General features: G+C 33.7%; 7 protein-coding genes. 2 read left to right on the forward strand and 5 right to left on the reverse strand.

All coding sequences use genetic code 11. The features are described 5' to 3' along the window. Positions 1-707: 707 nt before the first annotated feature. Complete coding sequence (locus PL77_RS26280; RefSeq protein ID WP_044211877.1) at positions 708-2,741, forward strand: hypothetical protein; 2,034 nt, start codon at positions 708-710, stop codon at positions 2,739-2,741. Between the two features lie 253 nt (positions 2,742-2,994). Here PL77_RS26280 and PL77_RS26285 read toward each other — a convergent pair whose 3' ends face one another. The 4 genes from PL77_RS26285 to PL77_RS26300 all read right to left on the reverse strand — a co-directional run bounded on the left by PL77_RS26285 (position 2,995) and on the right by PL77_RS26300 (position 10,354). Then, positions 2,995-6,072 (reverse strand): efflux RND transporter permease subunit, encoded by a 3,078-nt coding sequence (locus tag PL77_RS26285; RefSeq protein WP_044211878.1) that lies wholly within the window; start codon positions 6,070-6,072, stop codon positions 2,995-2,997. Positions 6,073-6,105: 33 nt separating this feature from the next. Next, entirely contained in the window at positions 6,106-7,185 is a 1,080-nt protein-coding gene (locus PL77_RS26290; protein WP_044211888.1) for an efflux RND transporter periplasmic adaptor subunit, read from the reverse strand. 22 nt (positions 7,186-7,207) lie between these two features. Beyond that, a complete protein-coding gene (locus PL77_RS26295) occupies positions 7,208-9,541 on the reverse strand; it encodes a TolC family protein (protein ID WP_082026747.1) in 2,334 nt (777 codons plus the stop codon). Between the two features lie 360 nt (positions 9,542-9,901). Then, positions 9,902-10,354: a MarR family transcriptional regulator gene (locus PL77_RS26300; protein ID WP_044211883.1), complete on the reverse strand. Its 453-nt coding sequence runs from the start codon at positions 10,352-10,354 to the stop codon at positions 9,902-9,904. A 594-nt stretch (positions 10,355-10,948) separates the two neighbouring features. Here PL77_RS26300 and PL77_RS26305 point away from each other — a divergent pair. Then, on the forward strand, positions 10,949-11,605 hold the full coding sequence (locus tag PL77_RS26305) for a class I SAM-dependent methyltransferase (protein WP_044211884.1): 657 nt from the start codon (positions 10,949-10,951) through the stop codon (positions 11,603-11,605). Between the two features lie 123 nt (positions 11,606-11,728). Here the strand turns inward: PL77_RS26305 and PL77_RS26310 are convergent, their stop codons facing one another. Next, complete coding sequence (locus tag PL77_RS26310) at positions 11,729-13,402, reverse strand: M1 family metallopeptidase (protein WP_052444751.1); 1,674 nt, start codon at positions 13,400-13,402, stop codon at positions 11,729-11,731. Between the last annotated feature and the right edge of the window lie 1,077 nt (positions 13,403-14,479).

Consider the following 14,479-nt stretch of genomic DNA (forward strand, 5'->3'; position numbering starts at 1 on the left):
AAGGTTCTAGATATAATATTTGATTTCGTTGTTGTAACTTGACAATACAAATATGATACTTTGTTTCCTTAAAAGGAAACTTAAATAAATTCATTAACAATAAAACTTCATTTTGATTCAAAAAGTGCTTTCTACCATTTTAGTTTAGTAGTACTTCCCTCGGTCTTGAAGGGAAAAGCGTGAAGAATTTCACGGAATGAGCCGTTAAGAATGATTTTGCTGTTTGAGCAAAGCGAGTCTAAAATCATATAGGCGAAAGGAATGGAATTTAGCTTTTGCATTCAAAGCCTTGAATTTTTTGCTTCTTTTTGTTTCAAGCCAAAAACGAAGAAGAAGGAAGCTTGAAAGTTGGACATGAAATCCCGTAGAATGTTTGATTGTAAGTTTGCAGTAATATAGTTTATAATGTACTTACTTTGCAAGAATTCGAAATCTTACATTTTGTAGTGAATAAATTAGTTTAAGCATGGAATTCAATAATTAATCGATACTATTTTCATAAATATTCTTAAAATATCATTATTTTTGCCATTATCTCTAACTAATTTACTGAAACACACTTCTACTACCACCCATCTATAATTGTACTATTATTGATTGCGATACTAGAAATGTGTACTATTATTTAACATGTTATGCGGCTACGATTTTTTAATTTACTAAGTGTTCTACTTGTTTTAAACTTACATTCTTATTCTCAAAACCCTATGGGGATAAAAACGGATGTTAATGGATTACCGCTCAATGGGGTTATTATGGACTTTAACTTTGCTCCAAAGAAAAAGTTAATCCTTCAAACAGAGATCCAAGATTTTGCAAAAGGGAAAATACGCCTAAAGGATGAAAGTGTTTTATCAGGATATATCAAAAATATCAATGGTAATTTTCACTTTAAAAAGAATATTGACGATATAGAAGTCAATGTTATTAGTGGAAGACAAATCAATAGTGTAACCATAGGGCAAGACTCTACTAAAATTGTCTACAATGCTTATGTGAAAGGTAAAATGACGAAAAGGAAATATTCAATCCTTTCCAGTATGAATTATGGCAATTTTGCTTTTGGTGAACAGATCGTCAATAGATCAGGCAAAATCGAGGAATTATTTTTCTATAAAGAAAAGACGGATAATTATTGGTCTACCTATAATACTGCGGTGTTGGAAGATATTTTCATCAACGATTCTATTTACTCCGCTACCCACCTCACATTATTAAAACAAAAAAATCACAATTATACAAAGGGAATACTAACCTACAACAGTGGTAAACAAGACACTGTCTTTTATTACATTAGTAACAAAAGTATAAAGTATAAAAAACTATTAACTACTGAGTTTGAAACAGAGTTAATACCTTATAATTTTAAAGCTCTTGTGTCGGTTCAAGATTCTATTTTTACGGTGAAGTCCATTCTTGAAAAGGGAAAAGCTACTCAAAAGCCTTTAGTACTAGGCTACAAATGTAAAGTAGATAACACCCACGAATATGCTCAAAGTATTGGTGTGACACGTCCTCAAAATTTTGTCTTCAACAAAAAGCATGGATTATGGGAATCAATTGACAAATACCAAGAGGTGAATGAAAACACTATATTTAGCTATCACCAAAGGTCAACTTTTTGGGGGCGTATGATCAAAAATTTGACTACTCACCAAGTAGAAGACAGAGCTGTTACCAATACTGAACCTGATGTATACCATGGTCAGTTGAGTACTTTTGAGTTAAGGAATAATAGAAATCAATTTAATGCAGATAAGATCCACCGCTTTTTTAAGTTGAAAAATTATTATGATAGCTATACGAAAAATAAACCCTTTTACTTTACAAAAACATGGCACCCTACCTCCCAAAAAACAAGCTACAAAGGGTTAGTGACAGCTTTCAATAACCGTTATTTCACGATTACTTATTATCAGAATAATGAAAAAATTGCAGTCATAAATTACGGTTCTAATCTAGATCAGTTGTATACCAAAATAGGTACATCTTCTTTTTACTCCAACAAGCAACTCATAGCCCAGTACAAATATGATTTAAAAGGAAATGTAATGAGCTATAATATATTCTATCCAGGATCGAGTAAAATATTCTACAGTTATCATATCGTAGAAATGATGATAGAACGTTACCATAAGAATTTCTACTACCCTACTTTTGATGCTCTTAATGATGCAAATGGAAACCCTATTGAATTTGAAAATCAACGATTCACAATCGCTGACCCATACACAAAAAATGAAACAGAAATTCAGTTTTCCTATGAAAAGCTTATCTTTTTGAGTAGAGTTGAAAACAATCAGAGAATATATTCTTATACGGATCAAATTCAAGAACTTGATTTTTCTCCTATTCAAAGAATTATTGACAAGTATATGATGGAGAACAGTTCATTACTTCAAGAAAGTATTGATAAGAATTGTAATGGACATTATTTTCTTTCGATGATCCTAAATGAAAAAGGAAAGTTTGATAAAATAGAAATCATCGGTTCTGTCAATAAAGACGTAGATCAGGTGGTAAAAAACTTAACTGAAATCATACAGAAAAAAGTAAAACTCACGCCCTATATGATTCATGTTAATCCTGTAAAAGTTGAACTGATCATACCTCTCATTACTGAACTAAAAAATCAATATACGATTCACAATCATAGTGTTGCAAGACCAGATATGAACTATGTGTATGAGCAAAAAGCACCTGCCGAGATTTCTGAGTATATTGAGTTTGAAGAGCTATAAAATAATAATAGAAAGAGGCACCTTAAAGATTAGGGTGCCTCAATTGTTTTACATGATAACTAATTTTCACTCTTACTACCTTTTTTGGGTATAATTATCCTATTATCACAAAGTATGCTTTGAGTAATGGTATCTAAGTACAAATTCAAAATTATCTAGTACTAATTCTATTTATTATTTTGCGATTACTTCCTTTAAAAAACTTTCAATAGAACCACTATTAATACCTTTTTTTGCGTTGTACTTATCTTGATTACTTCACTTTAAATAAAATACTGTACAAAGCGGGAATAAAAATCAAGGTGATGATGGTTCCAAACATCAATCCGACCATGATGGTTACTGCCATTGGTTCCCAGATTGCTCCACCCCCTAAATACAATGGAATAAGTCCTAGTACAGTGGTGAAAGTGGCTAAAATAATGGGTCTGAATCGCTGTAAACACGCATCAATAACGGCTTGCAAAGGTGCTTTTTTCAATTCCTTTTCTTCTACCTCTATTCTCTCAATCAGTACAATGGCATTGTTGATTACAATTCCTGCCAGTGAGATAATCCCAAGGAAAGCCATAAATCCGAATGGAACTTGGAAAACCAACAAGCCGAGTACCATACCGATAACACCCAATGGAATGGTCAAAAGAATGATGGTCATTTTTCTGAAAGAATTGAACTGCATCACCAGTAGCATCACGATGATGAACGCTGATAAGGGTAAGTAAACGAAAACGGCCCCCATATTCTCTGCACTTTCTTCAGCATCTCCTCCCAAAGAGTAAGAATATCCCGCTCCCCAATTCTTTTGTTCTTGATCCAACCAAGGCTGTATCGCTGTCATGATTGTATTGGCATTTCCATCTTCTGTCAGCTCACATTCTACCGTGATTGTACGCTTCAAATTCTCTCTTTTGATCTGTGTGTACTGCCACACCGGAACAATCTCAGCAACCTGATTTAATGGAACACTTTTTCCTGTGTTTTGGCTGTAAACATTGGCCGTTTTTAAAGCAGACAATGACAAATCAGAACTTTCAATACTCTGCAATAAAATTGGAATTGACTTCTCATCTTCTCTAAATTCGCCCGTCTGAAAACCATCCAAAATTGTTTGTAATGACACGGCAATATCTTGATTGGTCATCCCTGCCGATTGTGCCTTACTTTGATCGATTTCAATTACAAACTTTTTACCTTTCGGTCCCCAATCGTCTTTTACGTTTTTAGTGCCTTCTACTTTCGATAACTCTGCTCTGATGCTTGTCGCAATTTGCTGTAATTGGTCTGGATTATTTCCTGAAACTTTGATTTCGATGGGTGCTCCACCACTTCCAGCTCCTAACAAACCTGCTTTTACATCAGCATCATGGAAGTGTAAAAAGCTGTATTCGTCAATCTTTTTAATTAATGCATTATTGATCAATTGATCTGAAGTGTTGACCAAAATGTGTGCATAATTGGCGTTCGGCTCATCTGCAGTATACCCTAAATCATAAGACGAAGGACCTTCTCCAATAAATGAAGTCCACGATGTAATTCCTTCATTTCTATGATCATTGACCATTAATTCTTCTCTGAAAAAACCTTCCAACTCTTGGATCACTTCTTGAGTAGATTCGATTCTTGAACCTTGCGGTAAATTGATATCAATCGTGATCATATTTCTATCGCTATCAGGGAAGAATAATACTTCCAATAAGCCAAAACCTAAAATCGAGGCCACAAACATCACACAAACTCCTGTCACAACTGTTTTCTTGTATTTCAAAGAGATCAAAATCACTTGATGATAACCCAATTTTAAAGCCTCAATCATACGATCTAAGAACTTCTTTTTCTGCTCTCCGTTTGGTTTTACTTTCAAAAAGTACACACATAACAAGGAGATGATACTCAATGAAATCAGCCATGAAGAAATCAATGCAATTGAAATAACAGAGAAGATCGGTCCCATAATGTCTCCCATGATTGACTCTGCCATATAGAAAGATAAAAATGCTGCAGATGTAGTCAAAGTGGAGATTAATAAAGGATAAAATAATTCTTGTACGGAATCAATCGCCGCCTTTTTCACCTCAATTCCTTCTTCCATTTTCACCATGATGGATTCCGCGACCACAATCCCGTTGTCCACCATCATCCCTAAAGCCATAATTAATGCCGCCAATGAAATTTGGTTGATTCCTAAATCGAATAAACCCATCACCATAAATGTGGCAATTGTCACCATTGGAATTAAACTGGCAATCACTAACCCTGTTCTTAGGCCTAAAAAGATCAACATCACGGCTAAAACAATCACTACAGACTGAATTAAATTGCCTTCAAAATCTGTTACTTTATGATCAATATAATGATCTAAAGAAGACAATCTCAATACTTCCAAACCAATTGGTAATTGCTCTTCGTACTCTGCTAAAACTTGATCTACTTCTTTTCCTAGGCTCAAAATATTTCTTCCTTCCTTTAATGAAATATGTAATGAAACACCTTTCTTTCCATTGATTTTTACAATCTGTTTCTGCGGATAGATATAACCTTTTTCAATTGTTGCTACATCTGATAGCAATATTACATTGCCGTTGTTTCCTACAGGAATCAGCATATTACGGATGTCTTTTACATGATTAAAATTGCCGGAAGGTTCTAACACAATTCTCTCATTTTGAACATTGATTTCACCACCTGTATTCAAAATGTTTGTAGCACTGATCATTTGCTCCAAACTGCTTGAAGTCAATCCATAGGTTTTCAATTTTGCATTATCAAACTTGATAAATACTCTCTCCTCTTGCTCTCCATTGATCTCTACTTTGGCCGCATCTTCCAAACTAATCAAGTCATTTCTCAGTTGATCCGCATATTTTTTGACTTCAGCATAAGAGAAACCATCACTTGTGATGCCGACAGCAATACCGAATACCTCGCCAATTCCATCATCTTGTAATTGTGGATGAACGTTGGAAGGAAGGTCTGACATACGGTCCAATTTTCTTCTCAAACGATCCCAAACGTCTTGTAAATCTTCAGGTGTCACCTCCATTTTCAACTCTACCGTAACCACTGAAAGACCTGTTCTTGAATCACTTGTTACTTTCTTTAGTTCTGGTAATTCTTGAGCTACTTTTTCAATTTTGTCCGTTACTAATTCCTCCACTCTATCTGGACTAGCCCCTGGAAAAGAAGCAACAATTGTGGCTACTCTTACCGTAAATGGAGGCATACTGTCTCTTGATAAAGATTGGTAGAAAACGACTCCCATGATCATGACCACGGCTAAAATACTAAGAACAATACGGTTCTTTTCGATGGAGAATTTTGCGAAGTTTACCATTTTGATTGATGAATTATTGAGGTGAGAGAAAGATTAAAGCTTTACGATTTGACCATTGATCAGTGTATGCAGGCCAGCAGTCACAATCATCTGACCTTGTTCTACACCTTCATTGATAAGGATGCCTTCGTCCGTCAATTCACCTACTTTGATGTATTGCTTTCCGATCACCCCTAATTCATCACTATGGTCTTCAATAGTGTAGACAAAGTTGCCGTGCTCGTCTTCACCAATAGCACTCAAAGGCAAGACAATGTTATATTCAGAAGCCAAATCTCCCATGTCAAATTTCACTTCAGTAGCCATTCCTGGATGGATAGAAGCTGTAGGATTATTGATTCTAATTTTCACTGGGAAAGTGGCATTTTCCTGATTTAAAATGGGCGATACTTCTATCACTTCACCTTTTAGTTTTTGAGCAATTGACTTAAAGTTGAGAAACGCACCCATTCCATTTTTGACTTCATTGATAGTACTTTCCGACACTCCCACAATCACATTCATCTCGTTTCCTGCATTCAAGACCATTACTTTGTGACCTGAACTTACTGTTTCATTGATATTTGCATTGACCTCGGCCACCACTGCATCTTTTGGAGCATAAATGTATCCGTTGAGAATTTGTTGGTGATCGATGGCTAATTTTCTTTCTGCTGATGTCAATTGATTAGAAGCATTTTCGAAAGTGTTTTTCACCGTCTCGTACTTACTTAAAGTGTAATTGCCTTGTTCATATAATTTGCGCCCTCTTTCATATTCTGATTTGGCAGTGTACATCTCAGATTTCGCCGCTTTTAAAGACGCCAATGACTGCTCGTAAGAAAGTTGAGCTTGAATATTGTCTAATTGCATCAATAATTCTCCCTTCTTCACCTTTTGTCCCACCTTCACCAATTTCTTTGTGATAATGCCATTATTTCTAAAGCTCAACTCCATTTCTTGATCCGCAGAAGCTTTCCCGCTGTAGGTTGTATTATTACTCAAAGTAGTATTTCCTACTTTTAAATAACGAACACTTCTATATGTCTCTTCTTTCTGATTTTCTTCTTTTTGACAAGCTGAAATGAAAATGAAAACAGCGAATAGCAAAGATAAAATTGTAGTATTTTTCATGATTTTGATTGATATAGGATGATTAATTATTTTGGATAAATTGTGTAGCACGAGCATAAAAGGCTTGGTTGTTTTCTTCTGAGTTTAATAGAAAATAGTAACCAATCGCTCTTTGGATTTGAAGTGAAACCATAAAGTAGTTGTATTGTGCAGTGATAAATGCCAACTCATTTTCTAAAAGATTATTTTGAGCGTCTATCAGCTGAATCACTGGAATAATGCCGTTAGCGTATTCACTCTGAGAAATTTTTAAGTTCTCTTCTGCCACTACCTTGTTGGCTTTTGAGATTTCGATATTGGTCAATTCATTAATCAAAGCAATGATATTGTCATAGACCATTCTTTCCATGTCCTGCTCAAAATCATTTTTCTGAACAGTCAGCTTTTCCATCTGAATTTTTGATTTCTGCTGGTTGATGTTTCTTGTATTTTGTTGGAAGATTGGAATAGAAATATTCAAACCTACATTGTAATTGTTCAATGGAACACTTGGAAAACCCGCAGGCATTGTTGTCCCCGCTCCTTCTCTTAAGAAAAACTGATTGTATTGTCCTTGTAAAGCGACTGTTGGAATAAAACGACCATTTTTATTCAACTTATAGTTCCTCTCGACAGATTCTTTGTTGTAATGCAAACTCATCAATTCAGGAGAGTTGGTCAACGCCTCTTGGATCAAGAACTCCGTCAATAAAAAGCGTTCATTGGGCTGATCTAACAATTCAATTAATTGCTCATACGCTTCATTTTGTTCTTGTACTCCAAGCAGTAAGCTGTCTTCCAAAACTAAACGTTCATCCATTGGCAGGTTCAATAATTTATTCAATGCTAAATACGATTGAGCAACTGTATTTTTGGCTTCAATCATACCTTGCGTATTTTGAGCCAATTGGCTTTGGAACCTTAATACATCAGATTTTCCTCCCACTCCCATTTGAAGATTTTCTTCTGCCAATTTTAAATTTTCTTTGGTTAGCTGAAGGTTTTTCAGTTGAATACTTTTGTTGGCTTCATAGATTAAAGTGTTGTAATAGGCCATCCCAACTTCCAATACTTGATCCAATTCAAAAGCATTAAAATCTTCTCTCTGAGCTTCTAATGATAGTTGGGCCATTTTAATATTCGCTGAAGCATCCGCAGAGTAAATAGTCTGTTTCAATTGTACATTTCCTGTCATACTATACTCTGGGTTCTGACCGAAAGACAACTCTGCCATCTCCGCATTCACATAAGTACCACCTGCATTTACACCCACTTCTGGCAAGTAATTCGACTTTGACAATCGAACTTCTTGACCTTTAAGATCAATGGATTTTCGCTCTGCTTCCAACGCTAAGTTTTGGTGAAGCATGATGCTCATTAAACTTTTTAATGAGAAGCGGTGCTCTTCACCTTTGAAGTTCGATTGCATGTAGTTGTACTTTACGATTTCGCTATTCTTGAAATTGATACCCACAAACTCCGCTACATCAAGGTTGATTGTCATTCCATTTTCATAATCAATTTCTATCGGTAATTCTGATAAGTTTTGACCTCTTGTTACCGCTTCAATCGTCAATGCTATTCTTCTAAAAATCTGATTAAAATTGATATTTGGTTGATTGGTAGCCATCACACCCAACTCTAAATCTCTAACTCCGTACCCCGATAAAGATGGAAGTTGTAACTCGTTTACTTGATTGATGATCTTCTGGTAACCCTCTTCTCCTAACTGAGAAGTACTACTAAAATAAACCGCATCTACCCCTGCTGGAATTTCTAAAGATGATGTCGTTTCATGGACTGGAATTAATGTATATTCCGCATCCATTTCAGCGAAAATTTCATCCAATTTTTGTTCTATTGGAAAAGAAGTAATAAGATAATCATCCACTACAACTCCCAAGTTCTTATAATTAGCTAACGAATAGAACGACTCTACATCACCTTTCATTGAGAAAGGAGTAATAAAGTAAGTAAAGTTATCAATGCCTGAAGTTTCGTTTTGGCTAGATAATTCTACAAAATCCTGATTGACAAACCCTGCCAAGATCGTTGGAGTTTCAAACGTAATGTTCTCCTCATAAAACATCAACGCATTGGTAGGACCAAAAGCGATAATCATATCACAATCTTCGGCTACAAGGCTATCATATTGCGTTTTTGCAAGCGTTGGATCATAACTATTAAAAACTGCTTCAGTAAATACAACATGATATTGATGTCCTAAAAGCGACAAAATTTCATCTTTCATGGTCATACCTAAAGCATCTGACTGTAAAGATTCTTTTTCGGCTAAAACGCCAATTTTGATTTGGTCTTGCCCCATTAAAACGGAACTGTAGCAAACAATAAAAATGAATAGTAGTAAATTTTTCATGATAGAGATTAATATTAAGTTTCCAAAATAGGAAACTAAAAGGCAATAAGTTTTCACTTCATGTCTCAGTTAAGACAAGAAGAGGTTGAAAAGAATTAAGATTTTATTTTTGATGACTAAACTTCGAATTATGATGCTCTGTGTATCATCAGCTTATAAAACTGAATTATTGATACACAGAACATTATTAATAATCCTATTACTAATTTGTGAGTACTATGGCAATAATTGAAATTACAGCCATCGGAAGGTAACGTTTTACCCAAAATACAATTTCGTTTTTCATTTGGTTTTAGTTTTAGTCTCGTTTCTATTTGATACCACAAAGATACAGCAAGTGATTATTAATAATTTTAAAGACTATTTCTTTTTATAATGTTTAACATTGAGCTTTAAAAGAGAAGTGATTACATCCGAGTTAAACTGAATTGTTTTATCAATCAATTCATCGATTTCTTTATCACTGTCAGAAGTTCTAAACTCGCTCAACCTTCTGATTTGTGTATTTTGATCCATCAAGCCATTCACAACTAGTTTAATGTACTCTTCTACTCCATGAGCATCCAAATAAAACAAACGCTTACGTGATGAAGCTGGATCTTGGATAAAGTTCACTCTTCGAACAGCAATCAATACTTTAAGCATTTTACTCACCGCACCTTTTGAAGAATCAGCCAACTCAATAATATCATCAAATGTCAGGTACTTTTCATTTGAGATATAAAATACTCCGATAATTCTAACGGCCAATGGCGGTAACCCGTCAAATTTATGTGCTGCCACAAACTGTTCTAATGCTACTTTTTTATCCATTCTAATTTCTTTATTGATTTAAGGTTAAATTAGTTTCCAATTTCAGAAACAAAAATAATACGATTAAATCACAATTTTAATTTTTATCCCAATTTATTAATTCTTGAAATAAAAATTTCACTTCCGATGAAGTAACTTAACAATGCAAAGATGATAATTAGTTTCCTAATAAAGAAACTTAATGAAATTCATTAACATCTTTATTTCATATATTAAAAAAAAATACCAACTGCATTAACATGAAGAATCAATAAATGATACAACCTTCATAATCAACGTTATTTTTACTGATATTGAAACTAACTCAATATCAAGTGATCATAAATATTGCTATTTCCCTCAACAAAAATTAATATTTCAAATCTACTTGTTTCCTCTTTTAGAAACTTATGACACAAATATGATATTTAGTTTCCATAATTAGAAACTCCATTCGTTTGTATTAACAATAAACACATGAGAAAGCCCCTTTTAACATTGTATAAACACACAATTCAAAATATTCCTATAGCTTTACATTACTTTTAAATTGATCTTGTTATCAAACGATAAGGATTTTTGATAACAGCAAACACTCCAACTTTATAAATAATAATGGAAAAACTAACGGAAGAAGAGTTACAAGAACTCGAAAAGCAATTGAGTTGCCCTGAAGGAGACAACGGAATCAATGTTGGAAATATCATGAATGAGTCCAATATCAATATGACGCTAAGTGGTATTGAGGCGATGGATATTCAAAATCAAGATAAAATACTTGAACTCGGTCATGGAAACTGCGGTCATTTATATAAAATTCTAGAGAAAGCAGAGGATATCGAGTTTACAGGTTTAGAGATTTCTGAAACAATGTGGCAATATTGTAATGAAAACTATACTGATACCACAGCGAAGTTTTTACTCTATGAAGGGCAAGTCATCCCTTTTAAAAGCAATACTTTTGACTTTGTTCTAAGTGTCAACAATATTTACTTCTGGTCCGCTCCTCATCTTTTTATCAAAGAAATTGAAAAGGTGCTGAAAGTTGGGGGAAGTTGTATCATTAGTTTTGCTCAGAAAAGTTTTATGGAAAAACTACCTTTCGTAAGGGATAAATTCACACTGTATGATGATCAGGCTATTCGAGATTTAGTGGCTGATACGAATTTACAGGTGGAAAGCATTACATCCTTTAATGATATAGTTACTAGTAAATTAGGAGATAGTGTCAATAGATTTTATGGTGTGGCAGTTTTGAAAAAGGGAAAATAGAAAAAAAGAGATGCCCTGCATGACAGAGCATCTCATCTACTGATCTTTTTTTCTTGTATTCCTTAACGTCTACAAACTTAGATCAGGTGAACGTATGAGAAGTACGTTCAAGTATTTTCTATCCTATTTTATTTCCATTATTGAAATATAATAATTGGGGTTCACTTCTAACCCTTCAAAATCCTTTTCCAAAGGCATTTCCTGCCACTTATTCTTTACTATTATGCGTTGAGGTTTTCCATTGATTTTAATATCCAATTCCATTTCAAAATCAGTATTACAATTTGTAAAACGATACATTATTTGATCCTCAAAAACTCTATATTCAAAAGTGGGAATTATATTAGTTCTTAAATATTGATCAAAAATTGGAGATAAGTTTTTCTTTAGTTTCACTATCATATAATCCTCTATTTCTTTGGTATCTACTGTTTTATGGTAGAAAGTTTTGTTCAACCCTCTCATCATCTCTAACCATAAAGCATCATTATCCAGTATCTGTCGGATCATATTCAACATATTTGATCCCTTGTAATACATATCACCAGAACCTTCTGAATTTACATCATAAATACCAATTATAGGAACATCATTCTGAATATTAAAGCGTGTCCCTCTCACATACTCCTGCCCTGCTTCTTTCCCATAAAAATAGTCTAAGAAAAGTGATTCAGAATAAGCTGTAAAACTCTCATGAATCCACATATCTGCTATGTCTTTATCAGTAATATTATTGGCAAACCACTCGTGTCCTGCCTCATGTATTATGATAAAATCAAACTTTAAACCCCAACCTGTTTGGCTTAAATCTCTACCTAAATAACCATTCTGAAACTTATTACCATATGTCACTGAACTTTGATGTTCCATCCCTAAATACGGCACTTCTACCAGTTTAAAACCATCTTCATAAAATGGATAAGGTCCAAACCAATGTTCAAAAGCTTCAAGCATTTGTTTCGTTTGCTGAAACTGAACTTTTGCTTTTTCGACATTAGGCTTCAAAACATAGTAATCCAAAGAGAGTTTTCCCTTTTTTCCATCATAGCTATCATCAAAATGAGCGTAGTCTCCAATGTTGACGTTCACACCATAGTTATTGATGGGGTTGTCCACATACCAATGAAACGTCTTCTTCTTTCTATTCTTTTCTACCTTAATCAAACGCCCATTGGAGACATCCATTAAATGTTGAGGAACTTCCACGGAGATTTTCATAGAATCTACCTCATCATACATATGATCTTTCAAAGGCCACCAAACACTTGCGCCTAAACCTTGACAAGAAGTTGCAATAAAATCAGTACCATTTTCATCTTTAGACCAAGTAAAACCTCCATCCCAAGGTGCTTTCACGGCTTCTTTAGGGTGTCCTTCATAAAATACCACAATACTATTTGTTTCTCCTACGATTTGTTTTTTGGAGAGATGGATGAAAAAAGCATTGCCATTTCTCTCAAACTTCAAATCTTCATCTTCTTGCATCACCTTTGTAATCATCAAAGGTTCCTGTAAGTCCACTTGCAATACTTGATATTCCTCCAAGACAGTATACTCAATGGTATTTGAACCAATAATAAATTTCTTTTCAGGTACGACCTCAATCGCTAGATGATAATATCTCAAATCCCACCATGCTCTTTCAGGAGTGATACTTCCTCTAAGCGTATCTTGTTCCGTAAAATGTTGATGATTATGATGTAATAATTGAGCGTAGACTGTATTGGTTTTAAGGAAAAATAAGGTGAATACTATCGCTATAAATTGGATGAAAGTAAATAACTTTTGATTGATCATTTTGGTTTTAATGTAATTGAATTTAAACTTCAAAAGTACATGAGAAATTACATAATTAAAACAGTCTGAATAAAAGAAAGTAAGCAAAAAGTTAGTTTAAGTGTATTATTTAAATGACAATAATTTTTTACTCTCTTTCACAACAATTATATCAAATCATCATAAACATGTTCATTATAATGGGTAAAACCTTACATTTTTACCCCCTAATGTCACTATTTGCAACTCTAAAAACACCATAATTACAATAAATAGACACATTTGTATCAATTTTTTCACCTATTATTTACAGTACATTAAATTTAGTTAGCCTTTATTGAATAAACGATCATTTTTATAAAAAGTGACAAAAGATTTCTTTCAAAAAAATAGTTTTTAGTTTCGTTTTTGACCTACTACTTTTGAGAAAAGACGGAACATAGCATTGTTACAAATTTCTAGGGAGGCAGTAACTAAAGCTATCTCAAAAAAACAGACGACAATGAAAACTTTCATCAGGAACTCAGATCACGATATTAAAAGTGTAGATATCTTTTTTACATTTCTTGCGGGGATGAATGTAATGGGTATCGTAAGTCTAACGGTAATGTTTAATGCAATAAATCAATACCTACTACTATGTCTTATAGGTGGTATTCTTTTATGCATCATCAGTTTGAGGAAAAAGATCTTCTACTTGAAAGAAATTACCATTGAAAATTGTAACCTCGTTTTTAAAACGAACTTCCTGTTTCTATCTCACAAGTACATTTGTAAGGTAGAACATATACAAGCTACTAGGACGTATTATTCTTTAATTGTAAGATGTTATAAGCCTGGAGTAGGTTACAAAACTAGAAAATTTAAATTGTCTTCTTCCAAATGGAAGAATTTGGATAAACTAGAAAAACTAATCATTTCTTCGAATTAGAGTTTACAAGCGACTATTTCTTATTGCTATATTTGAGCATGTTGAGATTCTTCTTTTTGTGGGAAAAAGAAAATCTTAAACATGCTCTTCTTTTTTTGAAGAAAGTAATTGCAAAACATTAGATAGAGGTATTCATCCAATACATTGTAAACTAAGTTTACGTTATT

Origin of the sequence: Flammeovirga sp. OC4 (assembly GCF_000812565.1) — a bacterium.
In the GTDB taxonomy this organism is placed as follows: Bacteria; Bacteroidota; Bacteroidia; order Cytophagales; family Flammeovirgaceae; genus Flammeovirga.